Below are 20819 nucleotides of genomic sequence, written 5' to 3' on the forward strand. Positions count from 1 at the left end.
GGCATTTATCAAGGACCTGAAAAACAAGGACATTTAAAGCAAACGCCAGCAGAAAGCAAATACCGGAAATGATCATTTAAATATTTTAGTGAAATTTTGAAGCATAAAGGAGGATAACAGTATGTCTAAAATGGATGCAAAACAAGCGCGCATTATGATCTGGGAAGAGTTAAGAAAGGTCGCACGCCCGGATTCCCGTTTCAGCTGGAACTTCGCTGAATTCATCACCGACTACGAGGGCAGCGACAAATGCGCCGATCTGCTCTGCCAGCAGGATTTTTACAAAAATGCGAAAGTAATTTTCATTACCCCCGATAACAATCTGGAATGTTTCCGCGAGCGGGCCATCCGCGACAAAAAAATCATTCTCATGACCAACTATGGAATTACCAGAGGCGTCTTCCTGATCCGTCCCGAATGGATTCCGGAAGGAAAAGAAGACTTCGCCTCCACCTTGGACGGAGTACAAAGATATTGGAAGCACATGACCCTGAAAAAAATCAAAGAAGAGATCGGCAAAATAGATCTGATGGTCACCGGCGCATCCGCGATTACCCCCAGCGGAATCCGTTTCGGTAAAGGCCACGGTTACTTCGATCTCGAGTGGGCCATGTTCTACACCATCGGTGTCGTAGATATCAATACCCCGGTTACCGTAGTGGGCCATGACTGCCAGGTGGTGGACGTAGATGTGGAAGTTCAGCCTTACGACACCGCCATCGATTACATCATCACTCCCACCCGCGTAATAAAAACCAGAAATGAGTTTCCGAAACCCACACGCGGTGTTATCTGGAGTATGCTGGCACCCCACATGTTGGAGCAGATCCCTCCGCTCCAGGAGATCTGGTGCGATAACTTCTGTAAATAACTGCGAGCCGGCCGCTGCCGCGCCGGTCTCCCCCCCCGGCGCGCCGGCTCCGTTATTTATCCATACAAGAAAAGTGCTAGAATGGCGTGGATGATCGTTTGACCATCCACGCCTATTTTCATTTCATAGGCAAGTGCGCCTATGGAATAAAAAAGCTCCGGGGAATCGCACTGCGGCGGAAGGAAGCTGCCGCTTACCCGCCGCAGGCGGATGGTTTCGCAAGCGAAATTCTTTTCATGAACTGTCTTCCGGCTATTATACCTCCATTTTTTCGACCTGATCTATGAGATTTTTAATCGCGATAACCGCAGCTATTCCTCCGGCCACAAGTAAAACGATAACGCCGACTAATGAGGTCATTGTCACAGCCATAATCTGACACGAGATGACCGCGATAATCACCGCCGCTACAATCGTCACCGTAACAGAACGCTTTCCAAACCCAAACCACAAAGCGATGACACCCAGGATTCCGGCCAGCAGGGAATAACAAATAAGCGATAAAAAACTATAGATAATGATTGCGGCGCTTATTTCATCTGCGCAAATCGGGCGTATGGCTTCCGTGGTATAAAAAATACCATATACGATTGTGCCGCACAAAAACATGGCGGCAGCCGTATAAGAAAATACCATTCCTAATTTAGTGAAAAAAATACTGCGGCGGGAGACCGGATAAGAAAACAACAAAACAGCCCGTTTCCCGGCATATTCTTCCACAATAAACCTTGCGGACATGACAGAGGAAAGAACTGCGAATATGGCCATGCCTATGATATTGGTGAGTCCCACAAGACCGCGATATGACAGGAACATATCCATGCCGGTTTCCGCCTGGTCTAACCTCGGCATTACAGCAAAAAGATATAAAAGCGCGAGTAAGCCGGCTGCGCTTATCAGAGCAGCAGCATGGTAGGAGCGCAGGCTGTTTCGTTTTAATTCAAGGGCTATTCGTTTATTCATTTTCTTTACCTCCATTGGCGATTGCCATAAAATAATCTTCCATGCCGTTTGGATATTTCCTTTTTATTTCCTTCGGATCAATTTCCTGTACCACGGTACCGTCGGCAATCACACCGATCCGGTTAGCCATATGCTCCATTTCCGTAAGGATGTGGCTAGACAGCAAGATGGTAATGCTCCGTTCTTGCACAAGATTGCAGAACAGTTCCCGCATTTCTTTAATCCCAACAGGGTCAAGTCCGTTAATCGGTTCATCTAAAATCAAAAGCTCCGGCTTATGTACTAACGCGCGGGCTATTCCTAACCGCTGACGCATACCGAGAGAAAATGTTGAGACCGCCTGCGTTCCCATATTCGGCAAGCCGACCTGTTCAAGCGTACCGTTAATATCGGCATTTTTGATTCCCATGTAGTCCAGGTGAATTTGCAGATTTTCGGCGGCGGACAGATGTTCATAGAAAATAAGGGTTTCAATTAAGCTGCCTGTCCGTCTCAAAATATCGAGATTGTTTTTCACGCTATCCATTCCTAAAACGACGGCTTGCCCCATTGTGGGTTTTAATAATCCTAAGAGAATTTTAAATACGGTGGTCTTCCCGGCTCCGTTCTTTCCCAAAAATCCATAAATAGTCCCTCTTTCCACTGACATCGAACAATCCTGGATAACCTCTTTCCCTTCAAAGGTTTTAAAAAGATGTATTACGTTTACTGCCAAGTCTGTGTCCATTTGTTTTCTCCTTTCATACATATATATGTATGTATCTATTTATTAAAAAACTGCCTACATTGCGACAGTTTTCCGACATTTGTTCTCAGCTATTGAAGTGCGGCAATTTCTTCATATAGTTTTTCAACTAAAATTTGCAATTCATCGTCAAACAGAGGAAGCCCTATACTCTCATACATGATTTTCAATTGTTCGAATTTTGCCATATAATCCTCTTTTGTGCCCGGGAAAATCAAAGGGCTTAACCAGATATTTAATAACAAAATCATAGTTTCCGCCGTTTGCTTTGGATTCTTCACATGAATGGAGCCGTCGTTTATCCCTTCCATCATATACTGCGTAAAATAGGGCGCCATCGTGTTCATACTGTCCAAAACCTGTTTGCCAATGTAGATAGGGCTTTGCAGAACGCTTGCTGCCACCTGGCTGAATTGCAGTGTGTCCGTGCGTTGTAAGGAAAATTTTAAAACATATTGAATCTTTTGGAGTCCATTCAATTGATTATTCTCTTCTACGGCCTCAAAGGGATTGTTCCCTAAAAACATACGGGTCGTAACCGCGTCTATGATATCGTCCTTCGACTTAAAGTGATGATAAAAGGCCCCCCGGGTAATATCGCCCAATTCATCCACAATGTCCTGTATCGTGGTTTGCTCCCACCCTTTTTCCAGAAATAATTTTGTAGCAGTATCTAGTATTCTGGCTTCTGTTACTTCCGGGTATTTATTTCTTGCCATAATCCACCTCACGTTTAGATACATTCGAATGTATCTATCTTATCATTCTCTGATTTGCTTGTCAAGCGCTTTAAAAAGTTCCTCTCCCGCAAAGTTCAAACATGAAACAACATAATTCATGTAAAAAGCAACACTTATTTATGAAAAAGCTGTTGTATTTTATTGGAAATCCCTTTATAATAAGTAAATAAAGATTGAACGACACGGAAGAAAATATAACATATTTTTCAGGAGGAAATCATGGCTGAACATACAAATTATGAGGGCCAGGCCATCGGAATCTTTGAGCTGGACAATCAGTGCGCCTGTTATGTCGCACTGGACGCCGCTTCCAAGGCCGCCAATGTCAGAATTCAAAGCGTAGAGAGAAATCGTTTAAAATGGGGCGCCTGCGTGAAAATGAGGGGCAGTATATCGGATGTCAATGCCGCTATGGAAGCCGCTTTAAGGGTGGCGGAGCCCATTTCCAAGATCGTACACCATTCCATTATCGCCGCGCCCGCCGCGGATACGGAAATTTCCATGGCCATGACGATTAACAAATAAAGGATAAGAAAGGGTATTGCGATGAAATACGGAGCATTTGGATTAGTAGAAGTTCTGGGTAACGCCAGCGCCGTCCGGGTGGTAGATCAGATGTTAAAAACATCCGATGTGGAATTCCGGACCTGGAATACCCGCTGCGGGGGACATACCCTGATATTCATGAGCGGTGAAGTGGCTGCGGTAACCGCAGCGGTAGACAGCGTGCGGACAAACCCTCCCTGCGAAGTTTTGAATACGGCCGTCATTTCCAATCCTTCCGCAGAAACGGAACGGCTGGTGGCGGAGAATGAATCGAAACAGAAATTCAGAAAATAAGAAAATACCATTTTCTAAACGGCAGCGCAAATATGGTTGTTTTTTGGCATTATCCTTAGTGGTAATGCCATTCTTTATACACAAAACAAAATATGAATCATTTAAGGAGGCAGATGATTATGAGGAAAAATTTTGGAGCGAAACCTTACACCTATCCCCAGGTCGTATTTATCATTTCCACTTATGGAGAAGACGGGACCCCGGATGCCATGAATGCCGCCTGGGGCGGAATCAGCGGTGACACGCAGCTCTCCATGTGCCTGAGCGCCGGCCACAAAACCGTGAAGAATATCATCGCCCGGGGGGCTTTTACGGTCAGTATGGCGGACGCAGCTCACGTGACCGCCTGTGATTACGTGGGACTCGAATCAGGTAATCATGTACCGGATAAGTTTGACAAAGCCGGTTTCCATGCGGTAAAGTCTGAGTTCGTGGATGCTCCGCTGATAGAAGAACTGCCGATGGCTGTGGAATGCAGACTGGTAAGCTATGACGAAGCTTCCGGCCGGATGGTGGGCGAGATTATAAACGTCAGCGCGGATGAAAGTATCTTGAATGAAAATGGCCTCATAGACCCGGCCAAGTTTGAACCACTTGTATTTGATCCGGTGAACAATGCCTATCTGAAAATTGGTGAAAAAGCAGGTGACGCATTTAAGGATGGAATGGCATTGAAAGCCAGATGATATATGATAAAAGAGACCATACAGCCCGATGCCGTGTTATGCTTCAATGCCGGCATCCTGTATGGTCTCTTTATGAATAGATAATTATAGCACTATTAGGCTATAATTGCTGATTATGCATCTCTACGGCTATATCCGGCTGTTCCAGCAGCCCCTGGGGTTCCAGTACATAATGGTCCGACCAGTCATTTCCTTCGGTCATAAAACTGGCCGGTTCACAATAGAGGGGATGCCGCTGCCGCTGATGAAGCGGCCCGAATGTATTTTTCCGGTTTAATATCACTTCCACTTCGGATAAGCCATCGGTTTCTGCGGTGTACGGCGCCCACGGTATCAGAACCGCAGTCTCTCCCACTGCTTTCAGACAACTCCCCTTCCAATTATGAGCTTCGACTCTTACCCGGTTCCCTGCAGGGATCGGATTCGGCAGTAGATAAGACACTCCGCCCGAATAAAAAGGAAATCCCTGGCCGGTCAGGTCACCGATTCCGATCTTTTCCGGCAGCTGATCCAACGCCGGTTTGTATCCTTCCTCCAGATATACTCCAAAATATCCCAGCAGATAAACGGCTTCTAATCCGCCGCCTTTATAATAATCATATTCGATCATCAGACTGTTACGTCCTGCCGTAAGATCCCTTGTGGGCAGCAGAATCCTGGAAAAGCAAGGGTCTGTCCATTCCCCGCGGCTGCTTTGTTCCACCGGTTTTCCATTCAAGCGCAGCTGCTTGACGTGACAAAGCTCTTCTAAAACCACCTCCAGGCTCTCCGGTAATTTCCTTATCTCCCATTCATACTGCACCCGTACCCTGCCAAGCGGTTTCTCCTTTTGCCTCTGCCTGGCTTCGAACCATGGCTGCAGCATTTCCGGTCCCCTCGCCGGAATACCAAAATATGTTCGCAGCTTTTGATCGGCCCGCAATACATCTTCAGGCCCCGTCCGAAATACGGCGTTTCCATTTTCAAGCACTTGTGCTGTGACCCGGTCTAAAACGCAGATATTTTGTTCCGACAATCGGTAATCGTACTGCTCAGGCATTTGGATCCGTATAGAATCGGAATTTCCCCGATGTATTGTTTTTGATGCGATCTGGTTTTCTGACCCTTGAGAAATCAGATATAACTTCATCTCATTTGGCGCGAGATCCGTCACTATACTTTCGGTCTGACCGTCTCTTTGAACCTCAACCGTCTCTGTATGTCCATCCGCTGCGTCCCAGAATTCAACTATAGGCTTGCAGTCCGTATCTTGCTTGCAGTCCGTATCTTGCTTGCAGTCCGTATCTTGCTTGCAGTCCGTATCTTGCTTGCAATCCGTATCTTGCTTGCAATCCGTATCTTGCTTGCAATCCTCATTTTTCCTACAGTCCGATTTATAATCCTTTCCGTCCCTTGCAGACCAGTCCGCTTCCATGCATTCTACTGCATCCCACTGTATTTTAACATTTTTAAAGTTTTTCTCTTTATTTGTATTCAAGACCATTACCGCTCTCACACATGGTCTTTGGATGCTCTGGCTCCCCTGCAAATTACTCCGGATGTTTTGGGAACTACACGTGCTCTGCGTCCTTTGGGTACACTGGGTACTCCACATGCTCCGTGTACTTTGGGTATCCCGGCAACTCCACGTACTCTGCGTACTTTGACCCCGGCAGCTCCACGCGCTCCTCGGGCTTCTGAAACTTCGCACCAGGATCTCACCTAAGTCCCTATCCTTCGCACTAACCTTTACTTCGCCGCCATCGGCGCAGGCGGCCGCGATCCGCTCCATGTCCCAGGGAACCCGTTCGCTATGGGCAGCCAGCTGCGCGCAGCGTGCGCTAGGAACGGCATCCACATAGTCCGGCGCATTCCCGGCGAAGATCACTTGCCCGCCGTTTCGCTGAACTTCCTCCAGCAAAGCAACCGTGGAGGACCGGATCGTATCCATTCCCGCCACCAGAATCTTCCGATACCGGCACGCGCCAAGAACCAGCTCCTTTTGCTCCACACATCCGTGAGCCGCCAGCAGCCCCTCGTCTCCGTAATCGAACTCAATGCCTCGGCCGGTCAGGCCGTAAAATAGCTCCTGGAACTCTAACTCCAGCCTGTTGATATCAGGGTCCGCGGCCGCCATCCCCTCGAATGCCCCCGCGTAGATTCTGGCCCACACGCTCTCAATGGGATAGATAACCAGAAGGCTGCATTCCGGCTCCATATGATCCAGGAACACATGAATCCGTGAAAAATAGTCTTCCACCGCCCGGTATTCCCGGTACCAGGATGCCTGGTAGAAAATACTGGCCGGATAATCCCGTTTGGTCTCGCCTTTCATCGTATACCAGCACAGATGCGGGCAACGGAAATTAATCCCGAAAAAAGCCTGCCAGTTTCCCATGGCCTTATACCCTTCCAGGCTTACATTCCAGCCGCTGCACCCGTACAGTTCAGACAACACCTGACGCTTTCCCATCTGTCTGGCGGCGGATACCGCCTGCTTTACGATCCACCAGCAGCGGTTATCCTCAAAAAGCACATCCACTCCGGGTATATCCATATATTCGTAGAATCTCATAAGGGAGCCCTGCATCATAGTCTGTGCTGTCAGAGAGTCCTCATGAAGCACATGTCCGGTAAACAGCATCTGATGTTCCCCGCACCATTTATGTATAGGAATTGCATAATTCTCCAGAAAAAGCTGCTGGCATAGCTCCATATAATCCCATTTAACCTTTGCCAGTTTCTGCCCTTCTTTTAACAGGAATAAGTCCGGCAGACAATCGGTCAGGGAATAGCCAAAGCGCTTCTGAAATTCGGCAAATAACGCGGGCGTATAAGGCAGAGCGTATGTACAGCCCCCGGAAAATTCGGAAAATACGGTCCCGCGATGGGGCTCATCGGTAAAGATCCCCCGTATCTTGGACCCGGTCCTGCCGCCGCAGTGGGCTGCATAGGCTTCATGAGTCAGTTGTATAAAATGCTCGACCGCCTCCTTATTCATCGTATCCAGATACGTATAGCCGTTATAGACCTCCCGGCACTGCGCCGGTGTGACGGTAAACGTAAGAACGGTTTCCCCGGCCCCCGGAAGTTCTCCCTTCGCCAGTCTTCTGGCATTCCGATAACAACAGCCGTTTCGAATACAGGTAAATACAGCGACCGTATTCTCCATCCAAAGTTCCGGTGTAAACTGTCCCGATCCGATGGCCTCCATTTTCAGAAAAGAGGCGCGGTAAGCTTCGTCCATCGTGGCCAGACCGCCGGCTGTGCCGGACGGCCACCGGTCCTCATCATAGAGCCAGGCCTGCATCCCTTTTTCTTCCCCGTAATCCGCACATGCATTCGTCAGAGCGAACCATTCTTCGCCCAGATACTCCGTTTCCAATCCCACTCTGGAATGCATGAAAAAACCGCCGAAACCCATTTCCTCCAGAATGTCGATCTGCCGGATCAGTTCTTCCCGCTTAAGCTTCCCATTCCAGGCCCAAAAAGGTTTCCCCCGGTAAGAAACTCCGGGATTTTGGAATTCTTCCCGCTTATTCTCATACGTGCAGATTTTCTCACAGACAGCCGGAGAAGAGTCTCTTTTTTGTTCCTCTTTCATCTGCCATCCTCCGGGATCAGTTCAATCCGGTGCCGGCCGCTGTTAAGCTTAATGCTCTTTTGTACGCCTGACCCGCCGGGCTTTGTTACCTTTTTATCCGCTATGATCTTCGCTATCTTAAATCCCGGCTCCGGAATCTTTAATATCACACTGGAATTCCATGGCACTTCCACCAGTATGACTACCCGGTCTTCCATCCGTTCCCACCGGCAGGCCAACGTTCCATTCATAAAAGTATGGGAGGCTTCGGCAAAGGACAGCTCCCTGATGAGAGCGGGCTCTAATTCGTACTCCCGCTTCCGGGACTCCTCGCCCGGACGGATACCGCCCAGTCCTTTCAGGAACCAGGTGCTGAACGCGCCCAGCATCGGATGGCTGTGCGAATTCATATGTCCGCCCGTCATGTTTTCCCAGCGCTCCCATATGGTCGTGGCCCCTTCCTCCAGCATAAATCCGATACTGGGATAGGTTTTCTGTATGGTTAACCGATATGCCACTTCATCCAGCTTCTCCCGGTTCAGCAGGTCATAGAGATACTTGGTCATTTGGTTCCCCGTAGAAACGTGATAGTCTCGCTTCACGATCAAATCGTCCAGCAGATGGCGTAACACCTTTTCTCTGCAGCCGTCCGGCGTTATCCCAAGCAGCAGCGGAAACAGATTGGCTCCCTGGGAATTTTGGTCATAATATCCTTCTTTCTCGTGAAGAAACGCCCGGTTCACCGCTTCCTTTACCGCTTCCGCCTGTCCGGCGCAATAAGCTTCATACTCCGGATCGCCGAGGGTCTGTGAGACCTTTTGCATGATTTCACAGTCATAATACAGATAAGACGTGGTCACCAGCTGCGGTGAGATATTTTTCGGCACGGCATTCTCTCCCCAGCCCAGTTGCGCCTCCGTCATAGGCGGCGCCCACTCGCCCATATATTTTTCGTGTAGCAGGCCGTTGTCCCTGCGCTGGCTTAGTTTGAATTCCAGATATCTTTTCATGCCGGAATAATGTCTGCGCAGGATCTGCTCATCCCCATAAAACCGATAGAGATACCAGGGCAGAAGCAGATACACGCTGGATACATGGGACGCGGGGCTGTCCCCGTAATAATAGGGTATCGTATCGGGTATGCAGCCATCTTCCTTCTGGGCATCCGCGATATCCCAAAGCCATTTCTCATAAAATAAGACGGTGTCAAAATTATAAAGGCCCTCTTCAAAACGCACGGTCATATCATTCATCCAGCCCAGCCTTTCATTGCGCTGGGGACAGTCGGTGGGTACGCTGTGCATATTATTTTCTTCCGTTCGGATCACCGCGTCATAGATCCGGTTGACCATATCATCCGAACAGCAAAACGTACCGTTTCTTCGGACATCCGAGCAGACCCTTACCGCCTGGACCGAATCCACCAGGACATCCCGGTCCGTCTCGATCTGCACATATCGGAATCCATGATAGGTAAAATGCGGATGGAAGGTTTCCGGCTCGCTGCTTCCTATGACATAGGTATCTGCAGCCTTCGCTCCCCGCAGGTTCTTCTGGTTCACTGTGCCGTCCGGGTTCAGCGTTTCCGCAAACCGCAGGACTACTTGCTGCCCAGGCTTTCCTTTTACCTTTATCTGTGCCCAGCCCGACAGGTTGACGCCGAAGTCGACGGTCATATGGTAGACGTCCGGATCGTCCAGAAGACGGATATACACCGGTTCCAGCCTGCCGGTTTCCCGGATGGGAGGCATCAGCTGGCAGCGGAGGTGTCCTCCCGGAGGCGGAACCAGAACGGCAAAGCTCCATTCTCCCGGCGTTTCCTCATAACCGGCCTCTTTCCATCCTTTTTTCCTGAGCCTGGCGTCATAAAATTCTCCGTTATAGATATTGTTCTGTCGGACCGGCCCGTCGCTGACCCGGAAATCCTGTTCATTGGACGCTAATACACACCGCCCGTCGATCCACAGATCGCACAGCAGCTTCGGCGTATCCAGCCATTCCGGCATGCGGCCGATCAGATCTTGAAATCCCTCGTGGGCGTTTCCAAGCCACCCCTCTCCTAATACCACCGCCAGTACATTTTCTCCGGGCACCAGCAGTTCCGTGATATCCACGGTTCGGTAGAGCACCGTCTTCCGGTAATCCGTCCAGCCGGGGTCCAGCACGCTGTCTGTAATTTTTGTTCCATTGATAAACGCCTCAAAGTATCCCAGCCCGCTGATATAAAGTCTGCCCTGCTCAAACGGCTCCCCGACCTTAAAACGGCTTCGGAACATAGGCGCCCTGCCGTTTACCGGCGCCGGTTCCCCAATCCAGATTCCCTTCCAGTCCTCTTTTGTGAGCTGCCCCATCTCGAACCGTCCGGTACCGGTCATCCGGTATCCGGTTCCGTCCTCCTGTTTTAGCCCCACGGTTACTTCCCATATGTATTGGCCGCGGCTCCTCAATGGCTGCCCGTTATATTCTATCGCAGTAGAGCGCCCGGAAATTTGTTCTTTGCTGTCCCAGACTTCCTCCTTCTTTGTCCCGGATAGGAGGGAAACCAGAATCCGGTAGGATGTCTGACTGGTATTCTGAAGCTCCCCTTGTACCCTCCAGGAAAATCTGGGCCTCGGATTCATGATCCCCACAGGTGTTTCCAAGTATTCGCAGGTCATCATAAGCCTGCTGTTCGCATTCTCCATGTGTCTTTCTTATCTCCTTTCTGTCCTCATGCGGGTTTTAATATTCTGCTTATCCCTTGACCGCTCCCACCATCATTCCCTGTACATAATATTTCAGGCAGCTGGAAGTAGCCACCAGCAGCGGTACCGTTCCGATCAGAAACGCGGCCGCGATCAGGCCCATGTCCGTCGCTCCTTTACCCGCCGCGTTATTAAACACGATCTGGCAGAATGTCTTCATCTCATCTCCGCCGGTAATGGCAACCGTGGGCCAGATGTAATCGTTGTACATGGCCACTACCGCCGTGATCCCCACGGTAATCAGGATCGGCTTCGAAAGCGGGACGGCGATTTTTGCAAAGGCGTAGATCTCGCCGGCGCCGTCGATTCTGGCCGCCTCGAACATATCATTGGGCAGGCTCCGGTAAAACGCTTCCGCCAGGATAATTCCAAAGATCTGCTGCCCGGACACATAGGGGATAATTAACGCCCAAAAAGTATTTAGCAGGTGCATCCCATTTACAATGTTATAGCTTGGGATAATCAAAAGCGTATAGGGGATCATCATCACAGCCAGCACCAGGGTATAGAGAAACTTTCTCCCTTTGAATTCCATGCGTCCAAACGTATAACCCGACAGCGCCACCACGATCAGAATCAGGATCAGGGAAATCAGGCACACAAACATGGAATTGAAGATCGGCCGAATCACAAAATGAAAAGCCTTCTGAAAATTGATCCAGTATATCTTTTCCGGTAATCCGAGGAAATCATTTACAATCATAACATTCGGCTTCAGCGACATATTGATCATCATGAGAACCGGAAAAAAAGTAGCGGCCAGAAGGATCAGCAGCAGCAGCCTGCTTAAAAGATATCCAACGCCTATTTTTCTGTGACTGCGCATATTATTCCTCCTCTCCCAACAGTTTTCTGGACGCCAGGGTCAAAAGGATGATTACGATAAATAAAACCACCCCCAGCGCCGATGCGTATCCAAACTTTCCATCTCCAAAGGCGATCTTATACATCTGCAGCGCCGGTATCATGGTCGAATAGCCGGGCCCTCCGCCGGTAGTGGCGGCAATCAGTCCGAATCCGGACAGGCTGCCGATCAGGGACAGGGTCACCACTACTTTGATATAGGACTTGATATTGGGTAAATGTATATAACGCACGACTTCCATCGAAGTGGCTCCGTCCACGATCGCCGCCTCATATAATTCATCCCCGATCGCGTTCAGTCCCGTATGCATAATCAGGAAATACATACTGGAGATAAATGGAAACCCGATCAGAATGATACAGATCAAAGCCGTAGATTTTTCGTTCAGCCAGTTATGTGTCAGTCCCCCCATTCCGAGGGCCCGTAAAATAGAATTAAAGCCAAAATTCGGATTGTACAGATATTTCCAGATCAGGATCGTCACGATCTGCGGGATCAGCATGGGGATGACAAAAGCGGTCTTGAAAAAGGAAGCCACTTTCTTATGCTTGATAAAAAACAGGATCTCCGATGCTAAAAGCGGAAAAAACACACTGTTAAATACGGCCGTCACCGTTATAATCGCCTGGTTTTTAAAGGAAGTCAGAAACATTTCATCTTTGAATGCCGCGATATAATTCGTAAATCCCACCATCCGGGAAGACACTCCGAAGGCAGAGTCCGTGAATGACGTGTATACCGCATTTCCGATGGCATAATAAGAGAACACGGCCATCAGAATCAAGGTAGGCGTCAGAAACAGATAAGGCAGTAATTTTGCATGAATCGATTTTTTCACAACCATCCTCCTCGTCTTTTCAGATCAGGGGTGCAGCGGCCCTGAGCCGGCACCCCTGATTCTTTACGTGGTGATTCTTTATGTAGTTATTCTTTTGGCGTATCATCTGTGGCCGGGTCAAGATCATAGCCGCCCGCGGTCTTCGCATCCTGGTTATAATTCGAATAGATCGGATTCAACTCCTTTAACAGGCCGTCCACGTCTATCTCCTTATTGGTATAGCGGATAACAGCATCATTGAATTTGGGTATGTCCGCCTGATTGGACCGCTCCAGCCCGGTAATCGAATTCCACTCTTTTGAGGGAGCTACCGGCTCAAACCCTGCCAGAATTCCTTCCAGCTCTTCACTTAAGGTTACCCCTTTGATGACGCAGGGACCCTGCACATAATTGCCGTTGGTCAGCGTCTCCTCATAGCAGAGCTGCGCTCCCTGGGGCGAATACCAGAATTTGTAGAAATCCTTCACTCTGGCCATATGGTCACTGTCCTCTTTGTGGATGATACTCATGATATTTCCAAAATCCCAGTAGCTTCTCAGATCTTTCTGGAATCCTTCCGGCGGATTCTCAAAGGAATTAATCTGGAACGTCGCCCACTCAAACGCCATATCCCCGGACAGCTGGTTGATATCGCTTAAGATCAGTCCCGCGTTAAAACTGGCCTGGTATAACATCGGGGAAATCTGGGATTCAAAGTCAGCGATACACTGGGTGCTCTCCGCTGCGATCCAGTTTTTCGGGAAATACTGGCCCAGCTTCTGGAACTCGGTCCACATTGCCTTATTTTCCGGCGTGTCCACCCCGTTTTCAATTCCGTATTTCAGCATCCGCTCCGGGCTTAACACACAGAACTGGTCGCAGTTCGGCTGGGCTTCGTCGAATTTGAAATCCTTATTGGAGGCCATCGTCGTTTCATCCCAGAGCGCGTCTTCCGGCTGAATCAAAAATTCCTCCTCTTTTGCGCGGTAGATAGCGTCGGCCAGCGTGTTCCCCAGCCGGAAGCTCTCATAACCGGCGGACAGCGGCACATCGTATCCGGCGTCTTTTAATTTCTGGCATACTTCCACCACTTCTTCGTAAGTCTCCGGTACCTGGATGTTATGTTCTTCGAAGATGTTTTTGTTATAGAAGAAAGCAAATCCGATTTTGTCGAACGGAAGATAAGGCCGGTATTTGCCGCCGCTGTTGCTCAGTACCCGGGTAAGGTCATCCGTTTCAAACACGTCTGCCACCTTGGCATTCCCGTTATAGGGATTTTCTTCGTCCAGCATTTCGGTCATATCATACAGATACCCCTTGTCCACGGCTAGATCCATACTGTTATTCGTCAAAGCCATGCCGACAAAATTACCGTGTACGATATCCGGGGCGTTCTCCTTTTTGTCATCGCTTAGAGAGGTTACCATCTTTGTCAGATAAGCGTCGTTATCTGAAATCACATCCACAACCACCTTGGTTTCCGGGTGAAGCTTCATATATTCTTCCGCCAGCTTCTTTTCACCTGCCGTATAGAAGTTGTTTATGACTGATAATATAATCGTATCTTCTTTGCCTGTATCCCAGGCCGCTTCGGTTCCGTCCGCGGGGGCCGGAGCCGCTGCGGATGCTGCGGTGTCCGGCTGCGCTGACTTAGCGCCGCCTGCGTTCTGTCCGCCGTCCGAAGCAGAATTACCGCATCCGCTCAATACCATTGATAAAGTCATTGCCGTTGCCAATAACAGGGAAATTGCTCGATTTCTCCTTTTCATGCTTGCTCTCCTTTACTATGAATCCACGTTTTGCGTTTTCTTTTCTATAAAAACGTTTTAATGAGTTTATAAAATTCCTTCCGGGAATCGTTTACAGAATCCTTCTGCTTTCTTGCTTTATCCATTTTCGTATGCTATAATGTTTGTGCTGTTTTCCACGGATTATCGTTCCACCGAGGCCGTATTGGGAAACAGCTATTTTTTGTCCATCCGCAACGTCACCTCCCTTACCTTTTCCTTTGCTTTTGCGATTATCTTTTCCTTTACCGTCGCATCTGTTTTTCTGATAACCTGCCTCCTCCTTTTTCTAATATATCATCTGCAGCATTGCGCAGTTGATTTCCGTATGGTCAAATCCAGGGTATTCCGATAATAGCTGATGGTATCTTCCATCATATCCGCATACAGCAGTTCAAATGCTTTGCGCCCAAACCGGTTCTGGTCCACAGCCATAGTGGTCAGCGACGGTTCCCAGTACTTTCCGAAGGAAATACCGTCGATCCCCATCACCGATACGTCTTCGGGGATCCGAAGCCCCTTCTCCCGGAACGCTTTCATGGCGCCTAACGCCATCAGGTCATTCCCGCAGATAACCGCCGTAAATTTATATCCCAGGTTCATCAGCCGGTTTGCCGCATCGTAGCCTTCCGTCATGCTGGTGGCGTAGGGATATTTCCCATCGACCAGCAGGGAATCCCGACACGGCAGCTCCAGCTTATTTACCATATTCTTATAACTAATACATCTAAGATCGTAAGGCAGATTCCTACCCAGACCGCTCAGATAAGCAATATCCCGATGTCCCATTCCATACAGGTATTCCATCGCCTCCTTCATAGCGGCGATATAATCGTTTTCAATCGAAGCGATTCTGCGGTAATCCACTTCCACATTGCCGCTGGTCACGATCTTAATCCCACGGTCAACCAGATCATACAGCTTATTTACTTTGAATTTATAGGGAAGCGCCGTAACAAAAACACCGTCCAGCCTTCGCGTAATAAAATTATCGAAATAGTCATCCAGTTTATTGAAACCGGTACAGATATTTACAAAATAATTTTTTTCATTGGCCGCGCTTTCGAACCCTCTGGCGATCTCTCCGAAAAAAGGATTTGAAATGTCCTCCAGTACGATTCCCACCTGCATGGTACGGTTGGTTGACATGCTTCTGGCTATCATATCGGGCCGGTAATCCAGCGCCTTCACAGCTTCCATCACTCTATGTACCGTTTCTTCTTTCACTTTACCTGACTGATTCAGTACGTTTGATACGGTCGCGGTCGATACGCCCGCCAGCTTAGCCACATCCGATCTGGTCGCTTTCATCCCTTCATCTCCTTTTTACCCGGGTAAATTTTATATCAAAAAAAATTTTACTTTCTTTTGTTTATTTAGTCTTTTTTATATGTTCAATCTTAGCATTTATAGTATAATTTGTCAATATATTTCTGCATCATAATTTACCCGGGTAATCTTATTGTGCAGCACATACCGATATAGAAAAAGGTTCTGTATCATTCCGTAAAAAATAAGCGCATTTCTACTTACGCCAAAATGTGGAACATTCCGCTTTGTCCAGCCTATTATAAACTATCATTCTTTTCAACAAAGAAAAATCCACCGGCTTGTTCCATGGAATACGCATCAGCTGCTGGCTGTGCTCATATCCTGCTTTTAATATCTCCTCCGAAAAATGTTCAATCCCGGCCCTTTCCGGCGAGACTGCCATATGCTGTTTCGACGCGCTAAAACCGATAATAAAGGTTCCGTGCTCGGTAAACATAGGCTGGTTCCAGGCAACTTTCGGCTTCAATTCCGGAAATTTATCCATCACCCATTTTAAAACCTCCGCTACTCTTGCCTGCTGCGTTAAATCCTCTATCTTCTCCAAATACCCTTCAAAAATATGAATTCCGCTCATATGATTATCCTCTGCTCTCTCTAAATTGCCTTTATTTAATGAATCCCTACTATCTACAGGAATTATTATATGGATAAGTTTGGACATTATTCGCTCTATGAATAATTCAAAATTCCATAGGCGCACTTTCCTATGGAATAAAAGATCCCGGCCATATATCACACGCCTCTTCCCCAGATTTGGATGAAACCAAATCTGGATTGAACCGCGTTTTATATGGCCGGGAACAGCTTACCGGATCAGTCAAATACAGATTCTTCCTTCCATTTCAGCACCGTTCCGTCTGTAGTATCGATTTCAAATTCATATTCCATGTCCTTATATATAATTTTACCTTCATAGACGGGCCTGCCGTCTTCCTCATCCAGTTTCATCCGTACATCCGAATCGGATGCCCCCGGTACTTTCTGAAGCGCGATCTGCCTTGCTTCACTTTCGCTGATCTGCGAAGCGGAGGCCCCGGCGCCGGCCTTCTTATTTTTCAATTCGGATTTTTACTTATGATTTTCCCATCGGCGGCATCGATATCATATTCATACTTTTGGTTTTCCACATAGAATTCCACCTCATAGCGGTATCCCCCATCCTCTGCATCCAGTTCGGTTTTCAGATAGGAAAGCCCGCTTTCCTTCATACCCGCGTCACTAAGTGCAATCTTCGCGGCCTCCTCTTCGCTGATCAAACCGTCCGGCATATCGGCTCCGGCGAAATCCTTGTTTTCAATATCATAGTCGATACTTAGAATAGTCCCTGATACGGCATCAATATCATAATCATATTCTTTATTCCCGGAATAGAACTCGACCTCATATTCGGTCTTTCCGTCATCGGTGTCCAGTTTAACCTTCATATAGGAGACATCCGCATCGCTTACTCCTGCGTTGGCAAGGGCTATCTGCTTTGCCTTTTCCTCTCCAATAAATCCTGAGCTTAGCACACCGTCCGGGGACTGTCCCTCCTGTGACTGGATCGCCACGCCTTCTCCTTTGGCCGGCTGAGCGCTATTGTCCATTTCATTCTGGGCAACATCCACAGACGCAGCCCTTTTCTCCGGCTGTGCCGTTTCTTCGGATGCGGCGATCTGCTGGGTAATGGGCGGAACCTCCTCCCTGGAACCGCAACCGGCCAGCAGGAGCGCAGATAAACCGAGTATCGGAAACCATGTATAAACTGCTCTCTTTTTCATATTTCATTTGCTCCTTTCCTTACATGTACTAGTATCTTTCTTATTGATATAAGTATAAGTATCCTATATTAAAAGAACATTAAAAAACTAACAGAATTCCAGACACCGCATAATTGCTGCGGCTAATCCGGTCGGATTCTCCCATGCCATCGAATGGCCCGCGTTTATTACGGTTTCGATATGAATTCCCTGTTTGTTTAGTATCTCATGATCCTTATCGGGCAGAGACCATTCCCCGAAAATAAAACCTTTTTTCATCGGCAGCTCATATAACATCGTTCTCCATGAATTCTTTCCTCCCCGGGCTCCGCTTTTTGAAAGGCCGTAAGCCGCAGCCGGTAACCAATTTGACAGAACAGCAGCCCACATCCTATTCCCACCTTCTCTGTACTCATGAATCAGTTCTTGAAATCCTTTTTCTATAAAATACGTTTCGGAAAACTGAGCTATCCTATAGCTGACTGCCCCTTCCTCACTGGGGTCCAAATTTGCTTCGCTCAAAACCAGATGCTTTACCTTATTACCACACATGCCGGCCAGTTCTATCGCTACCGGGCCGCCCAGACTGTGACCAAAAAGAATAAGGGCTGTTAACCCTAAGTCATCAATAAAATCTCTCAGATATTCCGCATGTGCAGTCACACTGTAATTGAAAAGCGTTGGTTTATCACTATATCCCGCGCCTAGCAAATCAACAAGAATGATCCGGTGTCCGCTCAATTCCTTTTGTACAGCAACTTGGGGATAATCAAAAGATCCTGCACACCCTAATCCATGTATAAAAAGGATGGGCGTTTTTTCACCGGGAAAATCCTCATATCTCATATACGCTTCTGCTTTTTTGACATAATATTCATTCATGTTGCAACGCTCCTTATTTTTCTTCTATGCCTGCTAAGAAATAGAATTATCTGTTTCCGTATCCACCGGAAAAACGAAGGTAAAGGAACTTCCCTCATGCAATACACTTTTCACCGAGATTTCACCGCCGTGGGAGCGGACGATCCATTTTACCATGGGCAGCCCCAGCCCGGCCCCCTTCCCCTCTTCGGCGCTTCGGGAGGTATCGACCTGGTAGAACCGGTTCCAAATCTTATCCAGCTGATCCTGCGGAATCCCGATCCCGTCATCTTCGACAGATCCCCGGATCTGTCCATCTTTTTCCGACAAGGTGACCAGAATCTGACCGTGATCTTTCCCGTATGTGATACTGTTAGAGATCAGATTCATCCACAGGCGCATCATCATCGTCTGGTCGGCCGCCATCTTAATTCCGGGCTGAATCCGGGTCCTGACTGTGATATTCCTGGCTGCCGCCGAAGCGCTCAGCTCTTCCGCCGTCAGCTGCGCCAGCTCGCTGAGATTCAAAACCTCCTTATGCACCTTCTGCCTTCCGCTGTCCGCCCTTGCCAGAGTCAAAAGCTGCGAAATCAGCGCGGACATTTTCTTTGCCTGATTACGTATGATCTGCAGACTCTCCCGCATCTCCTCCGGTTCCTCCTGCTCGCCAAGGGCGTATTCGCTCTGCGTAAGTATGACAGAAACCGGAGTGCGCAGTTCATGGGATACATCCGAGGTAAACTGTTTCTCATTTTCAAATGATTCCTGCAGCCGGTCCATCATACGGTCAAACGTATGCGCCAGCCGATGGACCTCATCGCCGCCATCCCCCAGACAGATCCTCTGTGACAGATCCTTGCCGCTGCTGATCTGCTGCGCCGTACCGGTGATATCGGACAGCGGCGCCAGGGCCCGCCGGATAATCAGATACCCTCCCGCCGCGATACACAGCACCAAGAACGGAAGCAGTACCAGCGCCAGCCGGACCACCGTGCTCAAAGCGCTGTCCGTCTGTTCCTGAGAGGTAATCCCGCGAATCCACACATTGCCATATCCTTCTATCTGATTACAGTAATCATAATAATACCAGTGAGCCTGGCTGGAATCCGCCTGCCTGAGTTCATCCATAACCAGCACAGAATCCCCCTGGAACTGGGACGGAGTCCGCCCATACAGGAATCTTCCTTCAGAATCATAGACGGAAAGATAGATCCCCTGTCCCAGATAATCCAGCAGATCATGATCGAACTCCAACCTGCCCTCCTCATAATCGATCTCCCGGAAGCTCTCTGTGACAGCGTCCTTCAAGCGCTGTTTTGCATCGGAAAGAACCCTGTTGCCGCTGATCAAAAACAAAAACCACAGCACCAGGATCACCAGAAGCGTCATAAAGATCGTATACCAGATCGTTATTTTAAACTTTATCGATATCTTTTTCATAGCCTATCTTCTTCCCCGGCGCAAGCCCCCGCATCCGCGCCGTTACTCCGCATCACACTTTCAGCACATACCCTGCTCCGCGCACCGTATGAATCAGCTTTGGCTCAAAGTCATCGTCGATTTTTTTCCGCAGATACCGGATATAGACATCCACCACATTGGAGCCCCCATCATAATCATAATTCCAGATATGCTGTTCGATTCTGTCCCTGCTCAAAACGATACCCTGATTATGAACCAGATACTCCAGAATAGAAAATTCCTTGGAGGACAAAGGAATCTCCTGCTGATCCCGAAATACCGTGCGGGCGTCACAATCCACCGTAAGATTCGCCACCCGGTAACAGTGATCCGTACGTCCCCCTTCCCTTCGCAGCATAACCCTGATCCTGGCCAGCAGCTCGTCAAACGCAAAGGGTTTCACCAGATAATCATCCGCCCCCGCATCCAGCCCGTTCACCCGATCCTCCACGCTGTCCAGCGCGGTCAGCATAAGAACCGGAATCCTGCTGCCGGAAGCCCGCAGCTTTTTCAAAACCTCCAGCCCGCTGACCTTCGGCATCATAATATCCAGAATACAGGCGTCATATTCCGCCCCCCGCAGACAATCCAGAGCTTCCTCCCCGTCACAACAGGAATCCACCGTATAATGGTTTTTAATCAGAATCTTTGTAATCACGTCATTCAGATGTCTTTCATCCTCCGCCACCAGCAAACGCATAAAGCCGCTCTCCTCCACTTCCACTCCGTATATATCCTTCATATCGTATCCATCTGTCCCCAGGAATCCCAGAGACGCTACATGTTTCTTTCATTATACCATATAA

19 protein-coding genes are annotated in these 20819 nt (G+C 48.5%); 4 read left to right on the top strand and 15 right to left on the bottom strand.

The features are described 5' to 3' along the window. The first annotated feature begins 121 nt into the window (after positions 1-121). Positions 122-871, top strand: a complete 750-nt coding sequence (locus KTH89_RS10470; protein ID WP_158342655.1) for a 5-formyltetrahydrofolate cyclo-ligase — start codon at positions 122-124, stop codon at positions 869-871. 255 nt (positions 872-1126) lie between these two features. Here the strand turns inward: KTH89_RS10470 and KTH89_RS10475 are convergent, their stop codons facing one another. The 3 genes from KTH89_RS10475 to KTH89_RS10485 all read right to left on the bottom strand — a co-directional run bounded on the left by KTH89_RS10475 (position 1127) and on the right by KTH89_RS10485 (position 3298). After that, positions 1127-1834, bottom strand: a complete 708-nt coding sequence (locus tag KTH89_RS10475; RefSeq protein WP_238721593.1) for an ABC transporter permease — start codon at positions 1832-1834, stop codon at positions 1127-1129. After that, positions 1827-2561, bottom strand: a complete 735-nt coding sequence (locus KTH89_RS10480; protein ID WP_238721595.1) for an ABC transporter ATP-binding protein — start codon at positions 2559-2561, stop codon at positions 1827-1829. The genes KTH89_RS10475 and KTH89_RS10480 overlap by 8 nt, the downstream gene beginning before the upstream one ends. A gap of 89 nt (positions 2562-2650) precedes the next feature. Further along, positions 2651-3298 (bottom strand): TetR/AcrR family transcriptional regulator, encoded by a 648-nt coding sequence (locus KTH89_RS10485; RefSeq protein WP_238721597.1) that lies wholly within the window; start codon positions 3296-3298, stop codon positions 2651-2653. 240 nt (positions 3299-3538) lie between these two features. On the opposite strand from KTH89_RS10485, the gene KTH89_RS10490 reads away from it, so the two are divergent. The 3 genes from KTH89_RS10490 to KTH89_RS10500 all read left to right on the top strand — a co-directional run bounded on the left by KTH89_RS10490 (position 3539) and on the right by KTH89_RS10500 (position 4845). Further along, on the top strand, positions 3539-3844 hold the full coding sequence (locus KTH89_RS10490) for a BMC domain-containing protein (protein WP_158342659.1): 306 nt from the start codon (positions 3539-3541) through the stop codon (positions 3842-3844). A 21-nt stretch (positions 3845-3865) separates the two neighbouring features. Beyond that, on the top strand, positions 3866-4159 hold the full coding sequence (locus KTH89_RS10495; RefSeq protein WP_158342660.1) for a BMC domain-containing protein: 294 nt from the start codon (positions 3866-3868) through the stop codon (positions 4157-4159). A 119-nt stretch (positions 4160-4278) separates the two neighbouring features. Next, a complete protein-coding gene (locus tag KTH89_RS10500) occupies positions 4279-4845 on the top strand; it encodes a flavin reductase family protein (protein ID WP_238721599.1) in 567 nt (188 codons plus the stop codon). Positions 4846-4945: 100 nt separating this feature from the next. On the opposite strand, the gene KTH89_RS24910 is transcribed toward KTH89_RS10500, so the two are convergent. From KTH89_RS24910 to KTH89_RS10560, 12 genes are all read right to left on the bottom strand, one after another. Next, positions 4946-8428: a hypothetical protein gene (locus KTH89_RS24910; RefSeq protein WP_275061778.1), complete on the bottom strand. Its 3483-nt coding sequence runs from the start codon at positions 8426-8428 to the stop codon at positions 4946-4948. Beyond that, entirely contained in the window at positions 8425-11091 is a 2667-nt protein-coding gene (locus KTH89_RS10510) for an alpha-L-rhamnosidase (protein WP_238721600.1), read from the bottom strand. Before KTH89_RS10510 ends, KTH89_RS24910 begins: the two co-directional genes overlap by 4 nt. A 49-nt stretch (positions 11092-11140) precedes the next feature. Then, complete coding sequence (locus KTH89_RS10515; protein WP_238721602.1) at positions 11141-11977, bottom strand: carbohydrate ABC transporter permease; 837 nt, start codon at positions 11975-11977, stop codon at positions 11141-11143. Between the two features lies 1 nt (position 11978). Further along, complete coding sequence (locus KTH89_RS10520; RefSeq protein WP_238721603.1) at positions 11979-12854, bottom strand: carbohydrate ABC transporter permease; 876 nt, start codon at positions 12852-12854, stop codon at positions 11979-11981. Between the two features lie 86 nt (positions 12855-12940). After that, a complete protein-coding gene (locus KTH89_RS10525) occupies positions 12941-14602 on the bottom strand; it encodes an ABC transporter substrate-binding protein (RefSeq protein ID WP_238721605.1) in 1662 nt (553 codons plus the stop codon). Positions 14603-14917: 315 nt separating this feature from the next. Then, a complete protein-coding gene (locus tag KTH89_RS10530) occupies positions 14918-15931 on the bottom strand; it encodes a LacI family DNA-binding transcriptional regulator (RefSeq protein ID WP_238721607.1) in 1014 nt (337 codons plus the stop codon). 214 nt (positions 15932-16145) lie between these two features. Beyond that, on the bottom strand, positions 16146-16688 hold the full coding sequence (locus KTH89_RS10535; protein ID WP_330656672.1) for an iron chaperone: 543 nt from the start codon (positions 16686-16688) through the stop codon (positions 16146-16148). Positions 16689-16765: 77 nt separating this feature from the next. Then, on the bottom strand, positions 16766-17011 hold the full coding sequence (locus KTH89_RS10540) for a PepSY domain-containing protein (RefSeq protein WP_238721608.1): 246 nt from the start codon (positions 17009-17011) through the stop codon (positions 16766-16768). After that, a complete protein-coding gene (locus tag KTH89_RS10545) occupies positions 17008-17712 on the bottom strand; it encodes a PepSY domain-containing protein (protein WP_238721610.1) in 705 nt (234 codons plus the stop codon). The genes KTH89_RS10540 and KTH89_RS10545 overlap by 4 nt, the downstream gene beginning before the upstream one ends. 87 nt (positions 17713-17799) lie before the next feature. Further along, positions 17800-18573, bottom strand: coding sequence for an alpha/beta fold hydrolase (locus tag KTH89_RS10550; RefSeq protein WP_238721611.1), 774 nt, complete (start codon positions 18571-18573; stop codon positions 17800-17802). Between the two features lie 33 nt (positions 18574-18606). Further along, entirely contained in the window at positions 18607-19992 is a 1386-nt protein-coding gene (locus KTH89_RS10555; protein ID WP_238721613.1) for a HAMP domain-containing sensor histidine kinase, read from the bottom strand. Positions 19993-20044: 52 nt separating this feature from the next. Next, a complete protein-coding gene (locus KTH89_RS10560) occupies positions 20045-20713 on the bottom strand; it encodes a response regulator transcription factor (RefSeq protein WP_158342829.1) in 669 nt (222 codons plus the stop codon). Between the last annotated feature and the right edge of the window lie 106 nt (positions 20714-20819).

Source organism: Diplocloster agilis, assembly GCF_019042275.1.
Lineage (GTDB): Bacteria > Bacillota > Clostridia > Lachnospirales > Lachnospiraceae > Diplocloster > Diplocloster agilis.

What these genes read in the sequence shown, in the direction of transcription:
- KTH89_RS10550 (WP_238721611.1), bottom strand. Translation starts at nt 18,573, where the DNA reads ATGAATGAATATTATGTCAAAAAAGCAGAAGCGTATATGAGATATGAG.
- KTH89_RS10560 (WP_158342829.1), bottom strand. Translation starts at nt 20,713, where the DNA reads ATGCGTTTGCTGGTGGCGGAGGATGAAAGACATCTGAATGACGTGATT.
- KTH89_RS10510 (WP_238721600.1), bottom strand. Translation starts at nt 11,091, where the DNA reads ATGGAGAATGCGAACAGCAGGCTTATGATGACCTGCGAATACTTGGAA.
- KTH89_RS10490 (WP_158342659.1), top strand. Translation starts at nt 3,539, where the DNA reads ATGGCTGAACATACAAATTATGAGGGCCAGGCCATCGGAATCTTTGAG.
- KTH89_RS10475 (WP_238721593.1), bottom strand. Translation starts at nt 1,834, where the DNA reads ATGAATAAACGAATAGCCCTTGAATTAAAACGAAACAGCCTGCGCTCC.
- KTH89_RS10495 (WP_158342660.1), top strand. Translation starts at nt 3,866, where the DNA reads ATGAAATACGGAGCATTTGGATTAGTAGAAGTTCTGGGTAACGCCAGC.
- KTH89_RS10530 (WP_238721607.1), bottom strand. Translation starts at nt 15,931, where the DNA reads ATGAAAGCGACCAGATCGGATGTGGCTAAGCTGGCGGGCGTATCGACC.
- KTH89_RS10480 (WP_238721595.1), bottom strand. Translation starts at nt 2,561, where the DNA reads ATGGACACAGACTTGGCAGTAAACGTAATACATCTTTTTAAAACCTTT.
- KTH89_RS10545 (WP_238721610.1), bottom strand. Translation starts at nt 17,712, where the DNA reads ATGAAAAAGAGAGCAGTTTATACATGGTTTCCGATACTCGGTTTATCT.
- KTH89_RS24910 (WP_275061778.1), bottom strand. Translation starts at nt 8,428, where the DNA reads ATGAAAGAGGAACAAAAAAGAGACTCTTCTCCGGCTGTCTGTGAGAAA.
- KTH89_RS10470 (WP_158342655.1), top strand. Translation starts at nt 122, where the DNA reads ATGTCTAAAATGGATGCAAAACAAGCGCGCATTATGATCTGGGAAGAG.
- KTH89_RS10555 (WP_238721613.1), bottom strand. Translation starts at nt 19,992, where the DNA reads ATGAAAAAGATATCGATAAAGTTTAAAATAACGATCTGGTATACGATC.
- KTH89_RS10485 (WP_238721597.1), bottom strand. Translation starts at nt 3,298, where the DNA reads ATGGCAAGAAATAAATACCCGGAAGTAACAGAAGCCAGAATACTAGAT.
- KTH89_RS10515 (WP_238721602.1), bottom strand. Translation starts at nt 11,977, where the DNA reads ATGCGCAGTCACAGAAAAATAGGCGTTGGATATCTTTTAAGCAGGCTG.
- KTH89_RS10500 (WP_238721599.1), top strand. Translation starts at nt 4,279, where the DNA reads ATGAGGAAAAATTTTGGAGCGAAACCTTACACCTATCCCCAGGTCGTA.
- KTH89_RS10525 (WP_238721605.1), bottom strand. Translation starts at nt 14,602, where the DNA reads ATGAAAAGGAGAAATCGAGCAATTTCCCTGTTATTGGCAACGGCAATG.